Source organism: Amycolatopsis speibonae (assembly GCF_042647925.1).
Lineage (GTDB): Bacteria > Actinomycetota > Actinomycetes > Mycobacteriales > Pseudonocardiaceae > Amycolatopsis > Amycolatopsis speibonae.
In genome coordinates this window covers 213,730-237,654 of the sequence record NZ_JBHRWK010000044.1, presented here as the reverse complement: position 1 = coordinate 237,654, position 23,925 = coordinate 213,730, and the positions used below count along the sequence as shown (strand labels likewise).

General features: G+C 69.1%; 25 protein-coding genes and 2 pseudogenes. 12 read left to right on the top strand and 15 right to left on the bottom strand.

Annotation, left to right across the window (positions count from 1 at the left end):
- Positions 1-150 precede the first annotated feature (150 nt).
- The 8 genes from ACFOSH_RS27255 to ACFOSH_RS27220 all read right to left on the bottom strand — a co-directional run bounded on the left by ACFOSH_RS27255 (position 151) and on the right by ACFOSH_RS27220 (position 6,474).
- On the bottom strand, positions 151-900 hold the full coding sequence (locus tag ACFOSH_RS27255; protein ID WP_378241909.1) for a sirohydrochlorin chelatase: 750 nt from the start codon (positions 898-900) through the stop codon (positions 151-153).
- Positions 897-2,159 carry a sulfate adenylyltransferase subunit 1 gene (locus ACFOSH_RS27250; protein ID WP_378241908.1) on the bottom strand — a complete coding sequence of 421 codons (1,263 nt, stop codon included), beginning with the start codon at positions 2,157-2,159 and terminating at the stop codon, positions 897-899. The genes ACFOSH_RS27255 and ACFOSH_RS27250 overlap by 4 nt, the downstream gene beginning before the upstream one ends.
- Entirely contained in the window at positions 2,159-3,079 is a 921-nt protein-coding gene (cysD, locus tag ACFOSH_RS27245) for a sulfate adenylyltransferase subunit CysD (RefSeq protein ID WP_378241907.1), read from the bottom strand. The genes ACFOSH_RS27250 and cysD overlap by 1 nt, the downstream gene beginning before the upstream one ends.
- An 11-nt stretch (positions 3,080-3,090) precedes the next feature.
- Positions 3,091-3,786, bottom strand: a complete 696-nt coding sequence (locus ACFOSH_RS27240) for a phosphoadenylyl-sulfate reductase (RefSeq protein ID WP_378241906.1) — start codon at positions 3,784-3,786, stop codon at positions 3,091-3,093.
- Positions 3,783-3,935, bottom strand: a complete 153-nt coding sequence (locus ACFOSH_RS27235; protein WP_034316341.1) for a hypothetical protein — start codon at positions 3,933-3,935, stop codon at positions 3,783-3,785. The genes ACFOSH_RS27240 and ACFOSH_RS27235 overlap by 4 nt, the downstream gene beginning before the upstream one ends.
- On the bottom strand, positions 3,932-5,626 hold the full coding sequence (locus ACFOSH_RS27230) for a nitrite/sulfite reductase (protein ID WP_378241905.1): 1,695 nt from the start codon (positions 5,624-5,626) through the stop codon (positions 3,932-3,934). Before ACFOSH_RS27230 ends, ACFOSH_RS27235 begins: the two co-directional genes overlap by 4 nt.
- A gap of 36 nt (positions 5,627-5,662) precedes the next feature.
- Positions 5,663-5,749 carry a putative leader peptide gene (locus ACFOSH_RS27225; protein ID WP_360907593.1) on the bottom strand — a complete coding sequence of 29 codons (87 nt, stop codon included), beginning with the start codon at positions 5,747-5,749 and terminating at the stop codon, positions 5,663-5,665.
- Positions 5,750-5,901: 152 nt separating this feature from the next.
- Positions 5,902-6,474 carry a TetR/AcrR family transcriptional regulator gene (locus ACFOSH_RS27220; protein WP_378241904.1) on the bottom strand — a complete coding sequence of 191 codons (573 nt, stop codon included), beginning with the start codon at positions 6,472-6,474 and terminating at the stop codon, positions 5,902-5,904.
- Positions 6,475-6,556: 82 nt separating this feature from the next.
- Here ACFOSH_RS27220 and ACFOSH_RS27215 point away from each other — a divergent pair, with 82 nt between their 5' ends.
- From ACFOSH_RS27215 to hemW, 3 genes are all read left to right on the top strand, one after another.
- Complete coding sequence (locus ACFOSH_RS27215; protein ID WP_378241903.1) at positions 6,557-6,970, top strand: VOC family protein; 414 nt, start codon at positions 6,557-6,559, stop codon at positions 6,968-6,970.
- Positions 6,971-7,055: 85 nt separating this feature from the next.
- Positions 7,056-7,412 (top strand): hypothetical protein, encoded by a 357-nt coding sequence (locus ACFOSH_RS27210; RefSeq protein WP_378241902.1) that lies wholly within the window; start codon positions 7,056-7,058, stop codon positions 7,410-7,412.
- A gap of 64 nt (positions 7,413-7,476) precedes the next feature.
- Positions 7,477-8,691 carry a radical SAM family heme chaperone HemW gene (gene hemW / locus ACFOSH_RS27205; RefSeq protein WP_378241901.1) on the top strand — a complete coding sequence of 405 codons (1,215 nt, stop codon included), beginning with the start codon at positions 7,477-7,479 and terminating at the stop codon, positions 8,689-8,691.
- A 129-nt stretch (positions 8,692-8,820) separates the two neighbouring features.
- On the opposite strand, the gene ACFOSH_RS27200 is transcribed toward hemW, so the two are convergent.
- From ACFOSH_RS27200 to ACFOSH_RS27175, 6 genes and pseudogenes are all read right to left on the bottom strand, one after another.
- The gene (locus ACFOSH_RS27200) at positions 8,821-9,510 is read right to left on the bottom strand and encodes a hypothetical protein (RefSeq protein ID WP_378241900.1); all 690 of its coding nucleotides are present in this window, start codon (positions 9,508-9,510) and stop codon (positions 8,821-8,823) included.
- Entirely contained in the window at positions 9,507-11,309 is a 1,803-nt protein-coding gene (locus ACFOSH_RS27195; RefSeq protein WP_378241899.1) for a carbamoyltransferase family protein, read from the bottom strand. The genes ACFOSH_RS27200 and ACFOSH_RS27195 overlap by 4 nt, the downstream gene beginning before the upstream one ends.
- A 21-nt stretch (positions 11,310-11,330) precedes the next feature.
- Positions 11,331-12,611, bottom strand: a complete 1,281-nt coding sequence (locus ACFOSH_RS27190) for a hypothetical protein (RefSeq protein ID WP_378241898.1) — start codon at positions 12,609-12,611, stop codon at positions 11,331-11,333.
- Positions 12,608-12,874 carry a hypothetical protein gene (locus tag ACFOSH_RS27185; RefSeq protein WP_378241923.1) on the bottom strand — a complete coding sequence of 89 codons (267 nt, stop codon included), beginning with the start codon at positions 12,872-12,874 and terminating at the stop codon, positions 12,608-12,610. The genes ACFOSH_RS27190 and ACFOSH_RS27185 overlap by 4 nt, the downstream gene beginning before the upstream one ends.
- Before the next feature lie 54 nt (positions 12,875-12,928).
- Positions 12,929-13,504 (bottom strand): annotated as a pseudogene (locus tag ACFOSH_RS27180) (ATP-grasp domain-containing protein); the annotation flags it as partial.
- A 384-nt stretch (positions 13,505-13,888) separates the two neighbouring features.
- Positions 13,889-14,842, bottom strand: a pseudogene (locus ACFOSH_RS27175) (glycosyltransferase family 2 protein); the annotation flags it as partial.
- Positions 14,843-15,166: 324 nt separating this feature from the next.
- Between ACFOSH_RS27175 and ACFOSH_RS27170 the strand changes: the two are divergent.
- The 5 genes from ACFOSH_RS27170 to ACFOSH_RS27150 are packed head-to-tail and all read left to right on the top strand — an operon-like array spanning position 15,167 to position 20,079.
- Positions 15,167-15,892, top strand: a complete 726-nt coding sequence (locus ACFOSH_RS27170) for a hypothetical protein (protein ID WP_378241897.1) — start codon at positions 15,167-15,169, stop codon at positions 15,890-15,892.
- Complete coding sequence (locus tag ACFOSH_RS27165) at positions 15,889-16,926, top strand: GNAT family N-acetyltransferase (RefSeq protein ID WP_378241896.1); 1,038 nt, start codon at positions 15,889-15,891, stop codon at positions 16,924-16,926. Before ACFOSH_RS27170 ends, ACFOSH_RS27165 begins: the two co-directional genes overlap by 4 nt.
- The gene (locus ACFOSH_RS27160) at positions 16,920-18,023 is read left to right on the top strand and encodes a hypothetical protein (RefSeq protein ID WP_378241895.1); all 1,104 of its coding nucleotides are present in this window, start codon (positions 16,920-16,922) and stop codon (positions 18,021-18,023) included. The genes ACFOSH_RS27165 and ACFOSH_RS27160 overlap by 7 nt, the downstream gene beginning before the upstream one ends.
- Positions 18,020-19,063 carry a GNAT family N-acetyltransferase gene (locus ACFOSH_RS27155; RefSeq protein ID WP_378241894.1) on the top strand — a complete coding sequence of 348 codons (1,044 nt, stop codon included), beginning with the start codon at positions 18,020-18,022 and terminating at the stop codon, positions 19,061-19,063. The genes ACFOSH_RS27160 and ACFOSH_RS27155 overlap by 4 nt, the downstream gene beginning before the upstream one ends.
- Positions 19,057-20,079 (top strand): GNAT family N-acetyltransferase, encoded by a 1,023-nt coding sequence (locus ACFOSH_RS27150; RefSeq protein ID WP_378241893.1) that lies wholly within the window; start codon positions 19,057-19,059, stop codon positions 20,077-20,079. Before ACFOSH_RS27155 ends, ACFOSH_RS27150 begins: the two co-directional genes overlap by 7 nt.
- A gap of 231 nt (positions 20,080-20,310) precedes the next feature.
- Here the strand turns inward: ACFOSH_RS27150 and ACFOSH_RS27145 are convergent, their stop codons facing one another.
- The gene (locus ACFOSH_RS27145) at positions 20,311-20,982 is read right to left on the bottom strand and encodes a TetR/AcrR family transcriptional regulator (protein WP_378241892.1); all 672 of its coding nucleotides are present in this window, start codon (positions 20,980-20,982) and stop codon (positions 20,311-20,313) included.
- A 113-nt stretch (positions 20,983-21,095) separates the two neighbouring features.
- Between ACFOSH_RS27145 and ACFOSH_RS27140 the strand changes: the two genes are divergently transcribed.
- From ACFOSH_RS27140 to ACFOSH_RS27125, 4 genes are read left to right on the top strand one after another with little or no spacing between them, the layout of a single operon-like run.
- Positions 21,096-21,512 (top strand): SgcJ/EcaC family oxidoreductase, encoded by a 417-nt coding sequence (locus ACFOSH_RS27140; protein ID WP_378241891.1) that lies wholly within the window; start codon positions 21,096-21,098, stop codon positions 21,510-21,512.
- 23 nt (positions 21,513-21,535) lie between these two features.
- The gene (locus tag ACFOSH_RS27135; RefSeq protein WP_378241890.1) at positions 21,536-21,820 is read left to right on the top strand and encodes a hypothetical protein; all 285 of its coding nucleotides are present in this window, start codon (positions 21,536-21,538) and stop codon (positions 21,818-21,820) included.
- 29 nt (positions 21,821-21,849) lie between these two features.
- On the top strand, positions 21,850-22,650 hold the full coding sequence (locus ACFOSH_RS27130; RefSeq protein WP_378241889.1) for a siderophore-interacting protein: 801 nt from the start codon (positions 21,850-21,852) through the stop codon (positions 22,648-22,650).
- 10 nt (positions 22,651-22,660) lie between these two features.
- Complete coding sequence (locus tag ACFOSH_RS27125) at positions 22,661-23,896, top strand: serine hydrolase domain-containing protein (protein ID WP_378241888.1); 1,236 nt, start codon at positions 22,661-22,663, stop codon at positions 23,894-23,896.
- Positions 23,897-23,925 lie beyond the last annotated feature (29 nt).

Sequence of the window (23,925 nt, the reverse complement as noted above, 5' to 3'; positions counted from 1 at the left end):
GAAAGGGAGCTGCGCAGCGTTTAGAGAGTTACCGGCAAGTTAAGTAACTCGTCAAGAATTCTCCGTTCCCATACGCGAGGCGTCACGGAACTGGGAACAAGACCCTCCGAAGATCGGCATCAAGCGCCCGAACGGGACAAGTCCTGCTACTCAGGCGGCGAGCCGGGAGGCCGCGAGGTCGTAGCGGTTCAGGACGAGCCCGGCGATCCGCGGATCGGGCCCCAGCGGCCCGGCGACGATCACCGACGGGTCGGCTTCGCGGGCCAGGCGCGCGATCCGGTCCGGCAGCAGCCCCGGCGCGAGGAACCAGCCCGCGACCGCGAGCCGCCGGGCGCCGCTGAGCCGCAACCGCGCGATGGCGGCGGGCACGTCCGGCTGCGCGGCGCTGGCGAAGGCGGGTGTCGCGAGCAGTCCGCGACTCAGATGCCAGCGAGTGGTGATCCCGGCGACCGCGTCGTTCGCCGCGACGTTCGACGAGCCGACACCGGCCAGCAAGACACCCAAGCCGGGATCATCGAGGTCCGCACCCGCCTCGGTGAGCCGGTCCAGCGCGACCGTCTCGATGAGCGGGTCGATGCCCAGCACCGGGGAAACCCGCACGTCGAGGCCCGGGCAGTCCGCGGTCACCTCGGCGACGAGCGCGGGCAGGTCGACCCGGGCGTGGTAGGCCACGCCGAGCAGCAGCGGCACCACGACGGCCTCGCGGTGCCCCTCGGCGTAGAGGCCACGCAGGGCGTCGGTGAGCAACGGCTCCGAGAGGTCCAAAAAGGACTCGCGGATGTCGAGGCCCGGTGCCAGCCCGCGGGAGACGTCGAGCAGGGCGCGGATGGTCGCGGCGGACCGCGGATCGCGGCTGCCGTGGGCGACGGCCACCAGCGGCGGAGTGCGGCTTGGGGTCATGCGAACCTTTCGCCGACGAGTCCGGCGGCGAGGGTGTCGCCGTCCTTCGGGTCGATGACCAGGAACGCGCCCGTCCGCGGGCTGACGCCGTAGTCGTCCACGCCGATCTCCTCGGCCAGCCTCAGCGTGACCCGGCCGATGTCGTTGAGCTCCAAGGTAGCCGGATCGTCCACACTGGACAACGCCTGCTCGTCGAAGCGGGCGTGGAGTTCGCCGACGAGGGCCTGCACCGTCCGCGTTCCGTGCTTCACCAGCACCCGCGCACCCGGTTTGAGCGCCTTCGCCGAGAGCCAGCACAGGGTCGCGGTGATCTCGTCGGTCACCGTCGGCTGCCGGTCGGCGGCGGCGATCAGGTCACCCCGCGAGATGTCGAGGTCGTCGGCGAGCAACAGGGTCACCGAGGTGCCCGCGCCGGCTTCGGCGAGCGGCCCGTCGGCGGTGTCGATGCCTTCGACCCGGCTGCGGATGCCTTGCGGCAGCACGACGATCTCGTCACCCGGCCGGACGGTGCCCGCCGCGATCTGCCCCGCGTACCCGCGGTAGTCGGGGTGGTCGGCCGTGCGCGGCCGGATCACGTACTGCACCGGGAAGCGGAACGCCGAATCGTGCGGATCCGGTGCCACGGGCACGGTTTCCAGGTGCTCCAGCAGGGTGGGGCCGGAGTACCACGGGGTCTTGTCCGACTTCACCGCCACGTTGTCGCCCTCCAGCGCCGAAACCGGCACCGCGAGCACGGAACCCCGTTCGTAGCCCAGGGACGCCGCGTGCTCGGCGAACTCCTCGGCGATCACGGTGAAGATCGCTTCGTCGTAGCCGACGAGGTCGATCTTGTTCACCGCCAGCACCAGGTTCGGCACGCCCAGCAGCGCGAGCACCGCGGCGTGACGACGGGTCTGCTCGATGACGCCCTTGCGCGCGTCGACCAGCAGGACGGCCAGTTGCGCGGTGGACGCCCCGGTCACCGTGTTCCGCGTGTACTGCACGTGGCCAGGGGTGTCCGCGAGCACGAAACTGCGCTTCGGGGTCGCGAAATACCGGTACGCCACGTCGATCGTGATGCCCTGCTCGCGTTCCGAGCGCAGACCGTCCACGAGCAGCGAAAGATCCGGAGTGGACAGTCCTTTGTCGACACTGGCGCGGGTGACCGCGTCCAGCTGGTCGGCGAGAACGGATTTGGTGTCGTACAGGAGCCGCCCGACCAGGGTCGACTTCCCGTCGTCCACACTGCCCGCGGTCGCGAGCCTGAGGAGGCTGGACATCAGAAGTACCCTTCCCGCTTGCGGTCTTCCATCGCCGCCTCCGACATCCGGTCGTCGGCGCGGGTGGCGCCGCGTTCGGTGAGCCGGGAGGCCGAGACCTCGGCGATGACCTCGTCCACCGTGGCGGCGGTCGATTCGATGGCGCCGGTGCACGAGCCGTCGCCGACGGTCCGGTAACGCACCGTCAGTTCCCGGACGACCTCGTCCGGCCGCGGCCCGCCCCACGGGCCTTCGGTCAGCCACATGCCGTCGCGCTGGTAGACCTCGCGCCGGTGCGCGTAGTAGATCGACGGCAGTTCGACCTTCTCCCGCGCGATGTAGTTCCAGACGTCCGCCTCGGTCCAGTTGGACAGCGGGAAGACGCGGACCTGCTCGCCGGGGCGGTGACGGCCGTTGTAGAGGTTCCACAGCTCGGGGCGCTGACGGCGCGGCTCCCACTGGCCGAAAGCGTTGCGGAGACTGAAGATCCGTTCCTTGGCGCGGGCGCGTTCCTCGTCACGGCGCCCGCCGCCGAAGACCGCGTCGAACTTGTTCTCGGCGATCGTGTCGAGCAGCGGCGTGGTCTGCAGCGGGTTGCGCATCCCGTCGGCGCGCTCCTCGAGCCTGCCGTCGTCGATCCAGTCCTGCACCTTCGCCACGAGCAGCCGCAGCCCGTGCTGTTCGACCACCCGGTCGCGGAAGTCGATGACCTCGTCGAGGTTGTGCCCGGTGTCCACGTGCAGCAACGGGAACGGCACCGGCGCGGGCCAGAACGCCTTGATCGCCAGATGCAGCAGGAGTGTCGAGTCCTTGCCGCCGGAGAACAGGATCACCGGCCGGTCGAACTCACCCGCCACCTCGCGGAAGATGTGGATGGCCTCGGATTCCAGCGCCGCCAGGTTGTCCTGGGCAGCGTCTGTGGCCGGTTCGAGCGTGGTCATTTCGTCCCTTCTCACCCGTGCAGGCCGCACTCGGTCTTGCCCTGCCCGGCCCAGCGGCCGCTGCGCGGGTCTTGACCCGGAGCGACCTTCGCGGTGCACGGCGCGCAGCCGATCGACAGATAACCGATGGACACCAACGGGTTCTCGAGGATCCCGTGTTCGCTGATGTAGCCGTTGAACTCGTCGTCGGACCAGGGCGCGATCGGGTTGATCTTCACCAGCCCGTTGCGGTCGTCCCAGGTGACGATCGGGGTGTTCGCACGGGTCGGCGCGTCGACGCGGCGGACGCCGGTCACCCACGCCGAGTACTTCGCGAGCGTGTTCCGCAGCGGTACGACCTTGCGGAGCCGGCAGCACTGGTTCGGGTCGCGTTCGTGCAGTTTCGGGCCGTACTCCGCGTCCTGTTCGGCGACGCTCTGCGCGGCCTGGGCGTTGACGATCCGCACGCCGGGGTAGACCGCCTGCACCGCGTCGCGGGTGCCGATGGTCTCCGGGAAGTGGTAGCCGGTCTGCAGGAACAGCACGTCGACGTCGGGTTTGACCTGGGTGGCCAGATCGATGAGGACGGCGTCCTGCATGTTCGACGCGATGATGAAGTCGTCGCCGAACGTCTCCGCGGTCCAGCGCAGGGCCTCGGTCGCGGTCGCCTCCGCGAGCTCCTTCGAGGCTCGTTCGGCGAGGGTCTTGTAGTCGGCAGTGGCGGTCATCCTTGCGACACCTCCGGAAAGGAAAGTCCGAGGAACTTCACGGTGAAGACCCGGCGGCAGCCCGAGCACAGCCAGGAGCCGCCCTCTTCCGGCCGCAGGTCTTCATCGCCACAGAAAGGGCAGTAGTACGGCGTGGCCCGCTCGGTCATTGCAAAAGGCCTTCGTCGGCCCGCAGGACCCACTGGGGGAATCGCTCGCCGGGTTCGCGGCCGGCGACGTACGCCCGCACGACCCGTTCGACGTACGCGGTCAGCTCCGACGCGGTCACCTTGTGGCCGCGCAGTTTCCGGCCGAATCCGGCGTCGAGGCCGAGGCCTCCACCGAGGTGCACCTGGAAGCCTTCGACCTGGTTGCCGTCGTCGTCGGTGACGATCTGGCCCTTGAGCCCGATGTCGGCGGTCTGGACGCGGGCGCAGGAGTTCGGGCAGCCGTTGAGGTGCACGGTCACCGGGTTCTCGATCTCGGCCTGGATGTCGGCGAGGCGCTTCTCCAGTTCGGTGACCAGCTCGATCGCGCGGGCCTTCGTCTCGACGATCGCGAGCTTGCAGAACTCCAGTCCGGTGCAGGCCATGATCCCGCGCCGCCACGGCGACGGCTCGGCGTGCAGGCCGAGGTCGGCCAGTTCGGTCTTCAGGCCGTCCACCTCGGCTTCGGGGACGTCGAGGACCACGAGTTTCTGGTGCGGGGTGAGGCGGACGCGGTTCGACCCGGCCCGCTCGGCGGCCTTGGCGACCGCCAGCAGGGTCGCCCCGGAGACCCGGCCCGCGACCGGCGCGGCGCCGACGTAGAACTTGCCGTCGGTCTGCCGGTGCACGCCGACGTGGTCGATCTGGGTCGCGGGCACCTCGGGTGCGGGGCCGTCGGTCAGCTTGCGCTTCAGGTACTCGTCTTCCAGGACCTGGCGGAACTTCGCGACACCCCAGTCCTTCACCAGGAACTTGATCCGGGCGCGGGCGCGCAGACGCCGGTAGCCGTAGTCACGGAAGACGCTGATGACGCCTTCCCAGACGTCGGGCACCTCGTCGAGCGAGACCCAGGCGCCCAGGCGCTGCCCGATCATCGGGTTGGTGGACAGCCCGCCGCCGACCCAGACGTCGAAGCCGGGGCCGTGTTCGGGGTGGTTCACGCCGACGAAGGCGATGTCGTTGATCTCGTGCACGACGTCCTGCTGCCCGGAGACCGCGGTCTTGAACTTGCGCGGCAGGTTCGAGTAGCGCGGGTCGCCGATGTAGCGGCGCTTGATCTCGTCGATCGCGGGCGTGCCGTCGATGATCTCGTCGGCGGCGATACCGGCGACAGGGGAGCCGAGGATGACGCGCGGGCTGTCGCCGCAGGCCTCCATCGTGGTCATCCCGGCCTTCTCGAGCTTCGCCCAGATCGTCGGGACGTCCTCGATCTGGATCCAGTGGTACTGGATGTTCTGCCGGTCGGTGATGTCGGCGGTGTCGCGCGCGTGGGTCTGCGAGATCTCGGCGAGCACGGCCAGCTGATCGGTGGTCAGCGCGCCGCCGTCGAGCCGGACCCGCAGCATGAAGTAGCGGTCGTCGAGCTCTTCGGGCTCGAGCGTCGCGGTACGGCCGCCGTCGATCCCCGGCTTGCGCTGGGTGTAGAGGCCGAACCAGCGGAACCGGCCGCGCAGGTCACCCGGGTCGATCGAATCGAACCCGCCGCGGGCGTAGATGTTCTCGATCCGCGCCCGGACGTTGAGCGGGTTGTCGTCCTTCTTGGACCGCTCGTTGGGGTTCAGCGGCTCGCGGTACCCGAGTGCCCACTGTCCTTCGCCGCGTTTCTGTTTGACCCGGGGCGTACGGGCAGGGGTCTCGCGCGTGGGCGACGACATGGGAATCCTCCGGCAGATCGTGGTGGTGGCGGGGAGTCAGCGGTTCGTCGCACAGAGCGCGCTCGCCACGCGACGGAGATCCACGTGGCGGCGTGCCACGAGGGTGATTCCGGCGCGGGTCATTCGTTCAGCGTGCCACGCGCCCACTATGTGGTCCAGGCCGGTCCGAATGCTGGGAACAGGGTCCGGACGCGGACGTTGTCGCAGGTCAGCGGCCCGATTCGAAGGTCAAGTCCGGGTTCGCCGCCGCCACTGTGACGCAGAACGCGCACGGCTCAAGACGGCAGGACGCGGTCCACGATGATGCGGATGACGTCCTCGTCGGCGACGTCCGCGAGCACCTCCGGCAGGGTGAGCCGTTCGACGGTGAGCCCGGTCAGCGCGAGGTACATCAGCAGCACCTCGGGCCGCCCGCCCGGCATCCCCGCCGCGACGTGCCAGTCGACGCTCATGTCGATGCCCTCGCGGATCGTCTTGGTCAGCTCGGCCGAAAGATCCGGGCGCCGGGTGGCTTCGAGCCGGAGTTCGAGCAGGGCGAGATACGGCTCACGATGGGCTGTCAGCCGTCCCATGAGTTCGCCGAGCAGGACGCCGACCCGGTCGTGGGAGGGCGACTCCGCCCGCGGGTTCGCCATCACCTCGGCCGGCGCCGACAGGCGTTCCTGTACGCGGACGCCGACCTCGCCGAGCAGCTGGTCCCGGTTGCGGAAGTAGTTGGACGTCGTCCCCGGCGGGACGTCCGCCTCGACGTCCACCGCGCGGTAGGTGAGCCCGCGGGCGCCCTCGCGGGCGAGGACGGTGATGGCGGCGTCGGTGAGCGCTGTCCGGCGCTCCGGGTTCTGTCGCATCGGGACATTCTCCTTGCCTCGGTCAAACCACTATGCGTATAGTACTACGCATCAAGTGGTTCGAACTGGGAGGAAACACCAGATGCAACTCAGCGGTTTCGGTGCCTGTGTGCTCGTCGACGACATCGCCGAGACCACCGCCTGGTGGAAGCGGCACCTGCAGTTGACGGTGACGATCGAGCTCGACTGGTTCTCCAGCCTCAACGCCGGAGTGCCGGGCTATGAGATGAGCTTCGCGAAGCGCGGCCACAAGGCCACGCCGGAGCCGTGGCGGGCGCAGGAGGCGGCCGGATCGATGGTCGGGTTCATGGTCGCCGACGCGGCGGCCGAGTACGAGCGGCTGCGCGGGGAAGGGGTCAAGATCGTCACGGAACTCGTGGACGAGGAATTCGGGCAGCGGCACTTCTACATCGAGGACCTCAACGGCTTCCTCATCGACATCATCGAGGTGATCCCGCCGTCCACGGAGTGGTTGGCCGCTAACGGGTTGGCCTAGTACCGCTTCGGGTGAGTGGGGCCGCGCGGGGCCTCCGTCGCCGCTAGCTTCGGTCTCCGATCCACAGAGGACGGAGGAGTTGCGCATGCGCCGATGGGTGGTCGCCGCGATGGTGCTGGCGTCCCTGCTGATCCCGGGTACGGCATCCGGGGCTCAGCAGGGCTGCAGGCTGGTTTCGCCCGATGAGGGGGCGGTGCTGCACAAGGGCAGCTCATACCGGTTCGAGGCGGTCGGCTGCTCGCCGGACGTCCGGGGGCATCTGTCCCAGACGGTGCTGGTCGAAGTGGCCATGAGTCGCGACGCCGCGGCGGACGACTATGGAGATTGGTCGCTCGACTACGTGGTCAACGACTACTCGCTGAACATGGAGACCCTCGTCTGGGTGCGGTTCGAGGACGGCACCCGCTCCACCTCGGTCAAGGTGCGCATCGCCGACAGATAGCGTGATCCGTGAAGGCCTCTTTCCCCGGGGAAGGAGGCCTTCACGGCGTGAGGGACACTGGGGTGTGCCCGCTCTGCTGCCCGAAACCACCACGCCCGTCGAGTCGGCGCTCCCCGAGAGCGCGTTGGAAGGGCTCGGCACCCGGCCGTTCGGCGTCTACGTGCACGTCCCCTTCTGCGCGACTCGCTGCGGCTACTGCGACTTCAACACCTACACCGCCGGAGAGCTCGACAGCGCTTCGTCGCCGCAATCCTGGCTCGAAGGACTCAAGCACGAGTTCGACCTCGCCGCGCGCGTGCTGGGAGAGCCGCCCGCGGTCGACACCGTCTTCGTCGGCGGAGGCACGCCGTCGTTGCTCGGCGCCGACGGGCTCCGAAGCGTCCTCGACGCCGTTCGTGACACCTTCGGCCTCGCGCCGGACGCGGAAGTGACCACGGAGTCCAATCCGGAGTCCACCTCGCCCGAGTTCTTCGCGGGTATCCGCGACGCCGGGTACAACCGGATCTCGCTCGGGATGCAGTCGGCCGCGCAGCACGTCCTGCGGATCCTCGACCGCGTGCACACGGTCGGCCGTCCGGTCGCGGCCGCCGAAGAGGCACGCGCCGCCGGGTTCGAGCACGTCAACCTCGACGTCATCTACGGCACACCGGGGGAGCGGATCGAAGACCTCCAGGCTTCGCTGGACGCGGTGCTCGCCGCCGGCGTCGACCACGTCTCGGCGTACGCGCTGATCGTCGAAGAGGGCACCGCGCTCGCCCGCCGCATCCGCCGCGGCGAACTGCCCGCGCCGGACGACGACGTGCTGGCCGCCGACTACGAGATGATCGACCGCGTCCTCGCGTCGGCGGGCCTGCGCTGGTACGAGGTGTCCAACTGGGCGACCTCGGAGGAAGCGCGCTGCCGGCACAACGTCGGCTACTGGCGCGGCGGTGACTGGTGGGGCGCCGGACCCGGCGCGCACAGCCACGTCGGCGGCGTCCGCTGGTGGAACGTCAAGCATCCGGCCCGGTACGCCGCCTCGCTCGCCGCCGGTGAGTCACCGGCCGCGGGCCGCGAACTGCTGACCGGGGAAGACCGTCATCTGGAACGCGTGATGCTGGAACTCCGGCTTTCCGAAGGACTTCCGCTCGACGCGCTTGACGACGACGGTCGTGCCGAGGCGCGTGTCGCCGCAGGTGAGGGGTTGCTCGATCAGTCCGCTTTGGACGGTCAGGGGCGGGCGGTGCTGACCGATCGCGGGCGGTTGCTGGCGGATGGTCTGGTGCGGCGGCTTACCTGAGCTTGCGGGACTCGCGACCTGAGTGCTGCCGGGTGTCCGTGAAGGCCTCCATGCCTACTTTGAAGGTAGGGAAGGAGGCCTTCACTACGTTCGCGATCGCCTACTTTCGGCACTCACGACAGCGTCAACTCACCTGAGACCCAACGCTCGATCGACCCAACGCCCCACCGGCAGCGCCACCACGATCGCCGCCAGTACCAGGTGCACCAGCATGAACATCACCGCGACCGGGACACTCGGCGGCCCGCCGAGGAACACGATCATGTGCGAAGCCCACTTCAGCTCCGTCGGCTTCGTCCCGGCGGACCAGACGTCGTTGAGCGCCCAGAACGTCAGGTCGTTCGCGCCCGAGATCACCACCAGGATCGACGCGATCCCGGCTTTGAGCACGTTCGCCGTCCGGGCGCCGCCCAGCCGGTACGCCATCAGCCCGAACAGGACGATGAACGTCACGACGAACAGTTCGAACTGGTACACCGGCTGGAAGGCGTCCTCGTCGGTGGCGGCGTTCCGCGCGAAAGCCTGGATCCGCATGACCAGTTCGGTGTCCAAATAGGACATGTAGACGAACACCGCGAGCACGATCAGCGCGGGGCCCCACTTGGTACGAGGGAAGAGCGCCACAGTCGCGACCGCGAACACGAACGGGCACAGCTTGAACGCCCAGTCCATGACGCTGTCCAGCTTCTGGTCCGGCGGCAGGATCACCATGATCAGCAGCGCCGTCACCACGGCCGGGACGGCGGCCACCAGCCACAGCCATTTGCGCCGCCGGTAGAGCGCGGGCACCCATCCGGTCTCCGGCAGGGTGGCCGTCACAGGGTGTCCTTCTCGGCCCAGAACGGCCCGAGGGCGAGCGCGTCGACGTCGGTCTTCAGGTAGCAGGCCACCGCGTCGGCCGGACTCGCGACGATCGGTTCGTTGTTGTCGTTGAACGAGGTGTTGACCACCATCGGCACCCCGGTCAGCTTCTCGAACTCGCTGATCATCCGGTAGTACAGCGGATTGTCCGATTCGCTCACCGTCTGCACGCGAGCGGTCCCGTCGACGTGGGTGATGGCCGGGACCTCGTCGCGTTTGTCCGGCAGGACGTCGAACACCAGCAGCATGACCGGCGACGGGTAGTCGCTGACGAACCAGTCGCCCGCGCGTTCCGCCAGGCACGACGGCGCGAACGGCCGGAACGCCTCGCGGTGCTTGACCTTCTCGTTCATCCGCGTCTTCGAGTCCGGGTCGCGCGGGTCGGCCACCAGTGAGCGGTTGCCGAGCGCGCGCGGCCCGCATTCCATCCGGCCCTGCACCCAGCCGATGATCTTGCCCTCGGCGATCTTCTTCGCCGTGTGCGCGGCGATGTCGTCGACCTTCGTGTAGTGGACTCCGGCGTCCTGCAGGGCCAGTTCCAGCTCGGCCTCGGTGTAGTCCGGGCCGGTGTAGGTGTAGCCGTCGCGGGGCCGCGGCTTGCCGTACTTGCCGACCGACACCTCCAGCGCCGCACCGACCGCGCAGCCGTCGTCGGCGGCCGCGGGCTGCGCGAAGAAGTCCTCGAACGGGGTTTCCAGCAGGATCCGCCCGTTCATCACGCTGTTCAGCGCGACACCGCCCGCGACGCACAGCCGCCGCGACCCGGTCTCCCGCTGCAGCCAGCGCGCCAGGTGCAGCCCGGCCTCTTCCAGGGTGACCTGCAAGGCGTACGCGATGTCGCAGTAGTGCTGCGGCACCGGGTTCTCCGCGGTGACCCGGGTTTTGGGCCGCGCCGCGCCGAACAGGTCGGTGAACTTCGTCGACATCACGTGCTTGCCGGTGCGATGGTGACCGAAGAAGCTCAGGTCGAGCTCGTACCCGCCGTCGTCGTCGAGATGGATCAATTGTTTGAACGCGTCGACGTAGGTGTCGTTGCCCAGCGGCGCCAGGCCCATGATCTTGCCTTCGTCGCGGGTCGGGTAGAAGCCGAGGTAGCCGGTGACGCCGGCGTACATCGCGCCGAGCGAGTGCGGGAACTTGATCCGCCGGAGGTCGATGATCCGGCTTCCCTTGCCGTGTCCCAGATAGGTCGCTGTCCCGTCGCTGCCGATGCCGTCGAAGGTGAGCACCGCGGACTCTTCCCACGGCGAGATGAAGTATCCGCTGGCGGCGTGCGCCTTGTGGTGGTCGACCAGATGCGTCTTGAACTTCGTCGGACCGGTCCAGCCCACGGCCTCCTTCACGTCGCGTTCGAGAGTGAAGGACCGCTTGAGGTGCGCGAGCACCGCGCCGCCGACGTGGTAGTCGTCGACCCCTTTGCCGCCACCGGTTTTGAGCGTCTCCACCAGTCCGGCCGAGGAGCCGTCTTCGTCGCCGTTCTGGTTGCGGAACACCTCCAGCGTCGCCGGGAAGTACTTCGCGAACACCTTCGCCGCGTGGATGCCCTCGCGCCAGCGTTGCCAGTAGTAGGCGACGTGGTCGACGTCGGCGAGCGTGATCCCACCGCGCTCCAGGCAGAACTTGATCGCCTCCGCGGGGAAGCCCCCGTCGTGCTTCACGCGGGTGAAGCGTTCTTCTTCGGCGAACGCGATGATCTCGCCGTCGCGCACGAGCGCCGCCGCCGAATCGTGGACCCTGCTGATACCCAGTACGTACATGTTCCTTCTCCAGTGCGACGTTCAGAGTTCGGGATGGTGGCGGCGCAGCAGCCGCCGGAGCACGGCCGCCCGGGTGCCGATGGCGAAGACGAGGGCGGCGAACCCGCCGACCGGACCCATCGCCGGGACGAGCGCGGCGGCGGCCAGCGGAGTGGCGACCAGTCCGGCGATCGAGGCCGACGCGGTCAAAGTCAAGACCTTGCTGTTGGTGTTCTCGATCAGGAAGCCCGCGTAGAGCCGGACAGCGAACAGCACCGTTTCGGCCAGGACGAAGACGCCGAGCACCACGTACGCGCCGACGGTTCCCTCGGCGGTCAGCACCGCGCGGGTCGCCGGGATCGCGAGCGCGATACCCGCCAGTGCCAGGAAGATCAGCGAGCCCCGTTCGACCAGCTTGAGCAGATCCGCCGCGCGGGCCCGGCCCGCCGCCGCCCCGCTGCCGCGCATCCGTGCCGAGATCGCGGGCTGGTGCACCCGCAGCTGATAGAACAACAGCGAACAGAACGCGCTGCCGGCCAGCAAAGCGACGTAGAACGGTCCACTGTCGACGGTCCGCCCCGCCAACGCGAGGATCCCGAACACCGTCGACGTCGCCAGGACGTCCAGCACCTCGGTCAGCCCGAGCAGCACGGTGCTGCGGCCGAACGCGGGCCAGAGCCGGTGACCGTCGATCCTTTCCGCGCGGAGCCACTCCTTCGGCAGCAACGCCGCGGAGCAGGCCAGGATGAGCAGGATCCCGCCGAGCAGCGACGCGAGGTGGGTCAACGGCGACCAGTGCGCGAACCAGGTGCCCGCGGTCACCGCGCCGACCACCAGCGCCCCGGCGGTGAAGGCCAGTGCGTCCAAAGTGGACTTACCGCGCAGGCGGTGCAGTCCGGAGACGGTCATCAGCAGCCCGCCGGAGATCGACCACCCCGCGGCCGTCAGGTACAACGCCGCGTCCGAATGCGGCGCGAGCACGAGCGTGACGGCCATCGCCGCCAGGACCACCAGCACCGGCGCCACGGCCGTCCGGACCGCCAGTGCCGCCACCGCGTTCCGGGTCAGGTTCAGCCGGGGCAGGCATTTCAGCGCCGACTTCTCGGCCGCGGACGGGACGAAGTTCAGCCACGTCATCAGCCCGAGCGCGGTGGCGAACCGGCCGTAGTCGGGCGCTCCCCAGGCCGTGACCAGGACCAGCCCCATGGCCTGGATCGCCAACCGGAAGACGCCCCGGCCCGCGAGCAGCCGGAGCACCGTCGAGGTCTTCGGCGCTTCGATCGACGCGGCGCCGGTGCCGTCGGCGAGCGAGGTTCCGGTCAAGGGAGCGGTACCGCCAGACCCTGCTCGTCGAGCAGGAACTTCAGGGTGCCGCGCAACTCGTCCTCCGCCGCCAGCACTCCGGGGACGGTCGACGCCGAGAGCACGGCGTAGCCCATCTTGTAACCGGCCTGCTCATACGGTTTGACGAAGGAATCCTGTTCCGCGAACAGTTCCAGGCTGCTCACCGCGGACATCGCGCGGACCTCGTCGGCTCCTTCGATCCGGACGATCCGGCCGCCGCGGTCGGAGGCGAGGATGTGCACCAGCGTCGGTCGCGGGTCACGCGGCGAGAGCACGACCTCGCCGCCGGTCGCGGCGGCGATCCCCGCGGCGATCAGGTCGACGCCGGTGCTGAGCGCGATCGCTTCGGCCAGGCCGTTCCCGCCCATCCGTGCGCCCATTTCGATCAGGTAGAACTTGCCGTCGCGGCCGAGGACGGCGTCGAGCGTGAGCGGACCGGTGCGGTAGCCGAGTTCGGCGCACAACGCGGTCAGCGTCAGCGGTAACGCGCGATCGACCACCGGCGGCAACCCGGCGGGCAGGAGGTGGGACGACGTAACGAAGAACGGCGGCGGGGTGAGCGTGCGCCGGGTGACCGCGTGGAACACGATCCGCCCGTCGACCACGAGCGCTTCGATCGTGTAGTGCGAGCCGTCGAGGTGCTCTTCGACGACGAGCCGTCCGGACGGCGAGAACGCGAGCGACTCGCTGAAAGCGGTGTCCAGGCCGCCGGGGCTCGCGCACGAGACGACGCCGCGGCTCCCGGAGGAGTCGACGGGTTTCACCAGTGTGGGGAACCGCAGCTGCTGCGCGGCGAGGACGAGGTCCGGCCCGGGTTTCCCGCCGACACTGCGATAGGTCGGCAGGCGCAGCCGATCGCAGAGTTCACGGAAGACGGACTTGTCGACGGAAGCGGCGACGGCGGCTTCGGGCAGCGGGTCCGGCAGGTTCCAGTGCCGGGTGAGCCAGGCGAGCGCGGGCAAGCCGACGTCGCTGGCGGGGCAAAGCACCCCGGCGATGTCGTCCCGCCCGTCCAGCGCGGCCGCGATCTGTTCCGGCGCGCGGACACTGACCTGCACGAACTCGTCGGCCAGCGCCACCGCCGGCGCGCTCGCGCGGACGTCGACGCAGATGGTGCGGAAACCGAGTTCCCGCGCCCGGTGATACGTGCTGACCGAACCGTCGGCGCCGCCCAGGATCACCAGGCTTCGAGGTGCCGCCGTGTCTTCGGTGTTCTTCACTCCCGCTTGCCTTTCCCCAGGATGGACCTCGGCAAGGGCCGAGGCGTAGAGCCGGTCGTCCTCGTCGACCGCGAAGTTGGCTTCCCTGATGTAGAACTGCCGCGGGCGCGCCTGTCCCGCGCCGACCACGACCAGATAGCGGACGGTCAGCGCGAGCACGGTCAGCAGCACGGCGAACATGACGAATTCCAGCGCCGACACGGCATTCAGGCCGAGAAGCCCGGACGCGGCCGCGATCCCGGCGAGCACCGAGATCCCGGCTGTCAGTACCGCCGTGACCGAAGCCACCGTCGTCAATCGCCGGGTGAAGCCGACGAACAGTTCGATGGCGTGCGAAGACAGAAAACCGAAGCCCACTTTGGACTCACCGCGTTCCCTGGCCCGGTGCGCCACCGGGACCGTGGTGTAGCGGCTGGTCAGCCTCGGCACGGTGGCGAGGAAGTACGGGGTGCCCAGCCGGAGGTCGACGATCTCGCGGGCGAGTTCGGTGCGCACCAGCCGGAAGGCCGTCGCGCCGGGCGGGATTTCGATGCGCAGCACCCGGCGGCCGAGGAAATGGAAGGCCGCGGTGCCCCAGCGCCGTAGTAAAGGATCTTGCCTATTGGTCCGGACGCCGAAAACGGCGTCGTACCCTTCCTCGGCCGCGGTGATCAATTTCTTCGCTTCGGAAGCGGGGAACTGCTGGTCGGCGTCGATGTGCAAGATCCACGGTTTCCCCGCGTAACGATAGCCCGCGGAGAAAGCGGCTTCGAACCCGAAGTTGCGGGTGAAGGACAGATAACGTACCCGAGGGTCCGTATGCGCGAGCGCGCGGATGACGTCGAGCGTCCCGTCCGTACTCCCATCGTCCACATAGAGCAGTTCGAGTGGGTGATTGCCCAACTCGGCGATGATCTCCTGGTAGGAGGGCTCCACGTTGTCGACTTCGTTGAAGCACGGGACGACCACGGTGAGGCCACCGCGCACAGGGCCGGGGGTCGACAAGTTCATCCGCCGAATCCCTGCGGTGAGTGCGCTACTGTGTTCGTAGCGTCACCTGTGCTGATTTCATGGTTCATATTTCCCCTCGGCGCGGACCGGGCCGGCAGATCGTGCCGGCTCGAAAGGTCCCGGTGTTATAGGCAGGTTCGCTTTGCTCTCGCCAGTACCTGCCGAAAGTTGGTCCTTTCAGCTCAGTCGAAAAGGTGGGAAGTTCGCAGAAAACCGGATGAACCAGACATGGGGTGTTTTCAAACCGGCGTCGATGACGCAGGCTTGCGCGCCATGTGGAAAGTGGGGGTGAGTGCTGCCTGGCGGGCCGCCTATCGGCGATCCGTGAGGTCGGCCTTCGCGACGGTGCCGTTCTATCGCGAGCGCTGGGCACTCGACGGCAGGACGGATCCCGTGCTGGTGCCCGGTCGCACCGGGACGGATTCCGGCGCGGCGCCGCTGGCCGAGGCGGTGCACAAGATCGTCGATCTCGTACCGCTGGCCGGTGGCACGCAACGGATCGAGTCGAACCGGGGGCTGGGTCCCGTGCTGCGCAAGGCACGTTCGGTGACCGGGGACGCGCTGGTCGTCGTGCTCGGCGACGAGAGGACGCGGCCGCCGTCGGACCTGCCGCGCGGGGTCCGGTGCTGTGTGGTGGATCCCGACGCGCCGGCGCCGGGCGTCCTCGCGGAACTGGCCTCGGCGCTTCGCGGTGGTCATCGCGTGGTCGCGGTCGGTGACGACAAGCAGCTGGCCATCTTCGCCGCGGCACTGCCCGAAGACCGTGCGTACCGGGTCGAATCCGTACCGCGACGAGAGCTGGACACTTTGGACACCGGCCCGTACGGAGTGCTCCACGATCCGGCGCTGGGTTACCTGGGCGCGATCGAGGCGTGCGGTCGCTGGCACCTCGACTGGCCCCGCGTCTACGCGCGCCCCACTTCCGGCGGGCTCGCGTTCACCCTGCTGCGGCAGGATTCCCCGCGTTTCGTGGACGTGCTCCCGGCGGGCGGGGTCCGCGGTGAGATCGCGCCGTGCCCGCGACACGGCACGCCGGTCGTGCTCACGTGAAGATCGGTTTCCACGATCCCCGCACCGACCCCGTTCCCGCGGGCTGGCCGGGGTTCTTCGACGCGGCGCGCCTGCATCCGGTGTGGGACTACGAAGTGATGGGGCTCGACGGCTGGACCGCGCGAAACCCGCCGGTGCTGGCCACCGTCGCCGACGACGCCGGGATCGTCGCGGCGTTTTCCGTGCTCGTCTGCCGTCCCCGGCTGCGGTACCGCTTCGCGCCGATACCGGGACACCGGTTGCTGCGCCCGTTCTGGGCCGAGGTGTGCCAACCCTGGCTGAGTGGCTACCCCGGATTGGCGTTCGCGCCGCGGGTCCCGGCCGTCGAACGACGTCCGCTGATCCGGGTATTCGAACGGGCCCTGCGCACGCGGCTCGGACCGGGGCTGCTCGGCGTGCTGTACCGGGCGCTCGGGGAGGACTTCGCGAAGGATCTCCAAGGGTGGGGCAGGCTGGTGAAACACGTGGACTCGGTCGCGGTACTGGACAATCGCTTCGACTCGGAAGACGAGTGGATCGCGTCGCTGGCGAAGTCACGCCGTGGCGGGCTCAGGCGGCAGCGGCGCCGGTTCGCGGCCGACCCCGGTCTGGTGGTCAAGGGCGGCCCCGGCCGCGACGACCTGGACAGCGCCGAGGTCGCCGCGCTCATCCAGGCGCATCGCGAACGACACGGCAAGTTCGCGCTCGACGCCAGGACCATGCCGTCCGCCGCGTTCCTGCACCGGTTCCTCCGGCGCCCGGACGTGCACACGCTGACCTACACCGGCGCCGACGGCAGGCTGCTCGCGGTGAACACGCTGCTCGACCATCCGGACAGTCCGGCGAAACAGCATTGGGGCACCCTGCCGGTGGACGAGGGCGGGCGGCAGGGACTGCTGTTCGACTCCTACATCCACGCCATGCGCTACGCCACGCGGCGCGGGGTCAAGGAACTCACCGCCGGGCGCGGACTGCCCGAACTCAAGGCCACGCTGGGATTCCGGGCGCGACCCGTGTATTCCGCCGCCGTGCCGAGACCGGTACTGGGATGGTGACGATGAAGGTGGCGGCGCGGAGCACCGCGTTCGAGGCCGAGGTGCTCGATCCGAGGACGGCGGCCGAACCCGGGGGATGGCGGGAGTTCCTGCACCGGGCGAGGTTGTCGCCGGTCTGGGAGTACGAGGTCCTGCGGCGGGAAGCCTGGCTGGCGAAGAATCCGGCGGTCCTCGCTGTACTCCGCAGAGGCGAGCAGGTCGTCGGCGCGTTCACCGTCATGGTGTGCCGGAGTTGGAAGGCCGGTGACTTCGCGCCGCTGTCCGTCCTCGGTGGACGGTTCCGCCCTCGCTGGGCCGAGGCCTATCTCTGGCAGCTCAGCGGCTATCCCGCCGTGGTGCTCGACGAGCGGCTGGACGACGCCGAGCGGCGGGAAGTGGTCCGCCGGTTCGAACGGGCACTGTGCGCTCACCTCGGCCCCGGGCTGCTGGGCGTGATCTACCGTGCGATGAACCCGGAACTCCTCCCGGCGCTGGACGGCCGGGGCCGGATCTCCCGCGAGATCGACCCGGCCGCCGTACTGTCCAACGACTACTCCACTGTGGACGAATGGGAACGGGCACTCGGCGACGAGAGCCGGAAGACGCTGCACGACCTGCGCGAGGACGGGGATCTGCGCACCGAGGCGGCCACCGCCCGCCAGGACCTGGACTGCCACGAACTCGCCGTCCTGCTCAACGCCCACCGCGCCAGGCAGGACGAACGGGCCTGGGCCGGAGGGCAGCGGTCGCGGTTCGGTGGGCTGCACATGGACACCCGGAGTCCGATCGCACCGTCCTGTCTGGACGCGCTCGTGCGGCGCCCGGACGTCGTCACCCGTACCTACCGTGACGGATCCGGACGGCTGCTGGGATTCGGCACGCTGTTCGACACCTTCGGCGCGTGCGTGCTGCACCAGTGGGCCGCGCTGCCGAGTGCGGGCGGTGGACGGAAGGGACTCTATGTCGACTTCTACGCCAGGGGCGTGGAGCACATGATCACGCACGGGCGCCGCGAACTGACCGCGGGCCGGGCGATGCTGGAGAACAAGACCGCGCTCGGCTTCGGCACCAGGTCCCTGGTCTCGGTCGCCGTACCGAGACCGGTGCTGGGCAGATGAGCTGGGAAGTGCGGGTGCTCGACCCGCGAACCGATGCCGAGCCCGAGGGCTGGGCCGCGTTCCTCGCCGCCCAGCAGGCGCCGGTTCCCTGGGACTACCACCTGCTCCGCGTGGAGTCACGCTTTTCGCGCAGCCCCAACGCTCTCACCGTGATCAGCGACGGCGGCGAGATCGTCGCCGCGGTGCTGGCGATGCTGTGCGCCCCGGTCTCCCCGGAAGGGCCCGGCGCGGTGCGCGGCGTGGCGCGACTGGGACCGCGCTGGGTCGAAGTGCAGCACGCGTGGCTTTCCGGATATCCGCCGTGGTTGTTCGCGGACGGCGTCGACGCCGGCGACAGGCGGGAGATCATGCGCCGATTCGAGCGGGCCGTCTGCCGCTTCACCGGGCCCGGCTGCCTCGGCGTCGTCTACCGCACCGTAGAGCCGGAAACGCTCGACATGCTGTCCGGACGGGGCAGGCCCGTGCGCGACACGAAACCGACGTCGGTGCTGGAGAACAGCTTCGTCGACGTCGAAGGATGGCTGGCGTCCTTGCGTCGCAGCAGGCGACTGAGCCTGCGCGGGCAGGTGAAGAAGGTCGCCGCGGACCCGGGAGTGGTCGTTCGCACCGAAGCCGCCCGCACGGACCTCGACGCGCTGGAACTGGCCACGCTGCTGCGGCAGCACCGCGAGCGGATGGGGCCGGTGAAGTTCGACCGGCGTGGTCCGGTCACCGCCGAATACCTCGCCGAACTCGTGCGCCGCCCGGACGTGATCACCTCGACCTACCACGACGCCGACGGCAGGCTGCTCGCGTTCGCCACCGTGCTCGATCACCCTGCGGCGCCGATGCACCAGCATTGGGCCGCGGTGGCGCCGGAGGAGGGGCGGCCGAAGCATCTCTACTTCGAGGCTGTCGTCCGGAACGTGCGGTACATGATCGAGGGCAACCGGAAGTCCCTGTCGATGGGGCGGGGGATGACCGAACTGAAGGCGACGCTCGGTTTCCAGCCTGTCCTGCTGCTCGGGGTCATCGTGCCGAGGCCGGTGACCCGATGGTGATCGAGGTGCTGGACCCCCGGCGCGATCCGGAACCCGCGTACTGGAAACCGTTGCGGGCCAAGGCCGGTCTGCGCGCGGACTGGAGCTGGGAGGTGCTCACCGCGCAGGCGTGGGCGGCCCGCACCGAGCAGCCGGTCACCGTGCTGCTCGAAGACGGGGAGCCACGTGGCGTGGTCAGTTCCGCGTGGGTCACCGGACTCACACGGCGGCACCGGTTCGCCCGCCCGGCGGGGCGTGGCCGGTTCGGCGGGCTCGACGTCCGTTCACCCGGTTCGTCCGCGATGCCGGGCTGGTGGTTCGACGACGAGGACGGCGACGGCGGCGTCGGCAGGCTGCTGGACACCTTCGTCCCGGCCATGCGCGGGGAACTCGGCTTCGGTCTGCGCGGACTGCTGGTGCGCCAGGTCGGCGAGTCCGGAGTGGACAGTGTGCGGGGCAAGCTGAAGATGGTGCGCCGGACCGAGGACGTCGCCGTCCTCGACGTCACGCCGTTCTCGAACCGGGACGACTGGGTGAACTCGCTGGCCAAGAAACGCAAGTACAACCTGCGCAAGATCTTCCGCACCTTCGAGGCCGATCCTTCGATCGAGGCGCGGGTCGTGCCCGGTAGCGACGCCGATCCGGTCGAGATCGCGGAATTGTTGCGGCACAACGAATCCAAACACCATGATGTGCCGATCGTGCCGCTTCCGGCGTTCGTGGGCTACTGGAGCGCCCTGCTGCGGCAGCCGGACGTGCACGTCCTCACCTACCGCGAGACCGCCAACGGCCGGGTGGTCGCCATCGCGACCCTTTTCGATCACCCGGCTCTGCCGGTCGTCCGCAACTTCGCGGCGCTCCCGCCGGAGCTGGGCGGACGGAGCAACCTGTATTTCCACTTCTACGGCGAAGTGGTGCGGTGGGCTTTGGAGACCGGGCGGCCTCAGGTGATGTTCGGCAAGAAGATGTCCGAGACGAAGGCGTCGCTGGGGGCGGATCTGGTGCCGCAGTACGCGGCCGCTGTCGCGTTGCTCTGAGTCGTGAGTGGTTATTGCGGTCCTGTCGGGGTGCGAAGGCGTCGGGTCGGGTGTCCACGAAAGCCACTTTCGGGACGTGCGCTCTCCGCCAGGCCGCACCTCAGCCGGGGTGGTCGTGAGTGGCAAGTGGGGTTAGAACACGACTTGCCACTCACGACCACCCCGACCAAAGCAGAGCCGGGAGCGCGACTGGGACTGCGGTAGGCGGCCGCCGTCGCGCTGCTCCGAACCTCAGACGCGGGAAGCCAGACCGGCGAGGAACAGGTCGATCGCGAACTCGAACCGCTCTCGCGCGGTCTCCGCGGTGAAGTGCTCGCCCGCGCCCAGCAGGTTCGGGAACGCGCCTGGCGGGAACGACGTCATGTACTCGACCATCCGCCTGCCGCGCTCTTCCTGCTCGGCCAGGTCGATGTCGCCGTGCTGCCAGCCGGCGCCTTCGTAGGCGAAAGCCTTGGCGTAGAGCCATAACGCGTCGGCCGCGTACAACGCCCGCTTGAGGTCGAGGCCGCCCGCGCGCAGCACCGCGAGCATGACTTCGGCCTGCTGGAGAGCGTTCGCGCCGACCGGGACCGGGATGGCCCACGCGATCTTGGCGATTCCCGGGACCGACGTCAGCGCGCGCACGTTCCCCCGCAGCAGGTCTTTCGCCTGCTCCACCCACCGTTCCGGATCGGGCTCGGGGAACGGGCCGAAGGCGAGGACGTGGTCGACCATCAGCTCGTGGAGCTCTTCCTTGTTCGCGACATGGGCGTAGAGCGACGCGGGACCGGTTTCCAGCGCCTGGGCCACGCGCCGCATGCTCACCGCCTCCAGCCCTTCCGCGGCGAGGAGGTCCAGTGCCGTCTTCACCACGAGCTCCTGGGACAGCACGGGTTTCTCGGCGCGACGCCGGGGCCTGCTCACTTCGTTCGCCTCCTGGTCCTGGGTTCCGCCGGGAACTCTACTTGACGCGAACGCCGTTCGTCTGTAGAACAGTGTTCGTAACACGAACGCTGTTCGTCTAACTGGAGGACATCATGACCGAACGACAGAACGAAGTCCTGGCCGTGCTGAGCCGGCTCACCGACGCGTGGAACGCGGGCGACGCGGCCGCGTACGGGAGGTTGTTCACCGAGGACGCCGACTACGTGACCTTCTTCGGGATGAACATGCCGGGCCGCGCGATCATCGAAAGCGCGCACAAGTCCCTGTTCGAGGGGCCGATGAAGGGGTCGAAACTGGTGCCTGGGAGCGGTGAGCCCAAGGTCCGGTTCATCCGTCCGGACGTCGCGATCGTCGTGTCCGGCGGCGGGTCGTCGCTGTCGGGTGGCGGCAAGCCCGAGCCGGGCAGGGAATCGACGCTGACCTACGTGCTGGTGGAGGAGTCCGACGGGTGGCGCGTCGCGTCGTTCCAGAACACCCGGGTGAGTGATCCGTCCGCGAGGGCTTCGTGAAACTCCTGGTCGAGGTGTCCGACGTGGTTCCCGCGCAACCGTACAACCCCGGCTTCGAGGTGGACGCCGAGCGCGGTTTCCTCGCCCGGCGGGGTGGCTGGTGGTATCGCGGCGAGTACACCGTCGAGGAGGATCCGGCCGGCGCCCTGATCACCCACCGGGTGTACAACGTCGCGTCCTGGAGCCGATGGGCGGTCCCGCTGGCCAACCGGTTCTTCGTCGGGTTCGCCGGGCGGGCCGGGGAGGGCTTCGAGCGGATGCTGGGAGACCTGGCCCGGCCGGACAGGGAGAGGCGTACGCTCGGTTAGGTTCACCTAACCCAGGAAAGGAATCGTGGATGGCCGAGGCGCGGAGAGGGGTGTCGTCGACCCGGTTGCGGGTGCTGCGCACCGAGCGGATCACCCCGCACATGGTCCGGATCGTCGCCGGGGGCGAAGGGCTCGCCTCGTTCCAGCCCAACGAATTCACCGACGCCTACGTCAAGGTGCACTTCCGGGTGCCCGGCGTCGACTATCCCGAGCCGTTCGACCTGGCGCGGGTTCGCGAAGAACTGCCGCGTGAGCAGTGGCCGCGGATGCGCTCCTACACCGTCCGGGCCTTCGACCGGGATCTCGGCGAACTGGTGCTCGACTTCGTCCACCACGGTGACGAGGGGGTCGCCGGGCCGTGGGCCGCCGCCGCGAAACCCGGCGACGAGCTGCTGATCTCCGGGCCCGGCGGGGCGTACGCGCCGGGCGAGGAGGCCGACTGGCATCTGCTCGCCGGTGACGAGAGCGCCCTCCCGGCGATCGCCGCGTCCCTCGAAGCGATGCCGGCGGGCGTTCCCGTGCACGCCGTCATCCTCGTGGAGGACGCGGCCGAAGAGCAGTCGCTGACCACCAAGGGCGACGCTCGGATCACCTGGCTGCACCGGAGCCGGGGCGACGACCTCGCGGCCGCCGTCCGCGCGATCGAGTGGCGCGAAGGCGTCGTGCAGGCCTTCGTCCACGGCGAAGCCGCGTTCGTCAAGGACCTGCGCCGTCACCTGCTGGACGACCGAGGGATGCGGCGCGACCTGCTGTCCATCTCCGGATACTGGCGCGTCGGGAAGACCGACGAGGCGTGGCGACTGGAGAAACAGGCCGAACGGAACGCGTAGCCTCGATCCCATGATCGAGCTGAAGGTGGACGTCGACCCGGCCGAGGTAGGTTTCGACGCGGAGCGGCTGCGACGGATCGACAAGCACTTCGACGGATACCTGGAGCGGAATCTGCTTCCCGGGTATCTGGCCGTGGTGACCAGGAACGGGAAGGTCGCGCATCTCGCGTCGAACGGGATGCGCGACATCGAGGCCGCGCTTCCGGTCGAGACCGACACGATCTGGCGCGTCTTCTCGATGACGAAGCCGGTCACGTCGGTCGCCGCGATGATGCTCGTCGAAGCGGGACTCATCGACCTCAAGGACCCGATCTCCCGCTGGCTCCCGGAGTTCGCGGAACCGAAGGTCTTCACGGTGGGCTCGTCGGTCAAGATGGTGACAGAGCCCGCGACGGAGCCGATCCGCCTCTGGCATCTGCTCACTCACACCGCGGGGCTGACCTACGGGTTCCACCGCACGCATCCGGTCGACTCGGCCTACCGCGACGCCGGATTCGACTGGGGCACCCCGCCGGGGCTCGACCTGGCCGGTTTCTCCGAGGCGATAGCGCGACAGCCGTTGCTGTTCCAGCCCGGCTCGGAATGGAACTATTCGGTCGCGACGGACATCCTCGGCAGGCTCGTCGAGGTCGTCTCCGGTCAATCACTCGACGCCTTCTTCACCGAGCGGATCTTCACGCCGCTCGGCATGACCGAGACGGGATTCCAGGCGGACCCCGGCGCCCTCGACAGGCTGGCCGCGCTCTACGTGCCCCACCCTGCGACGAAGGCGCCGTTCCGCCACGACGAAATGGGCAACGTCGGCCGCGTCGCGCCTTCGTGTCTCTCGGGTGGCGGTGGCCTGGTCGCGACGGCGGGCGACTACCACCGCTTCACGCAGATGTTGCTGCGTGGCGGCGAACTCGACGGCGTCCGGCTGCTCGGCCCGCGCACGGTGCAGCTCATGGCCAGCAACCACCTGCCGGGCGGCGTGGATCTGGAGACCTACGGGCGCGGCGCGTTCTCCGAGGCGCCTTACGACGGTTTCGGCTTCGGACTGGGCTTTTCCGTCCTCGAAGACCCGGTGAAGGCGAAGACCCTCTCCAGCGCCGGGGAATTCGCCTGGGGCGGCGCGGCGAGCACCGCGTTCTGGGTCGATCCGGACGAAGACGTCACGGTGCTGTTCTTCACCCAGCTGCTGCCGTCCACGACCTATCCGATCCGCGTCGAACTGCGCAACCTGGTGTACCAGGCCCTGGTCGGCTGACGGAAACCCGGCCACACTGGGACTCAGCC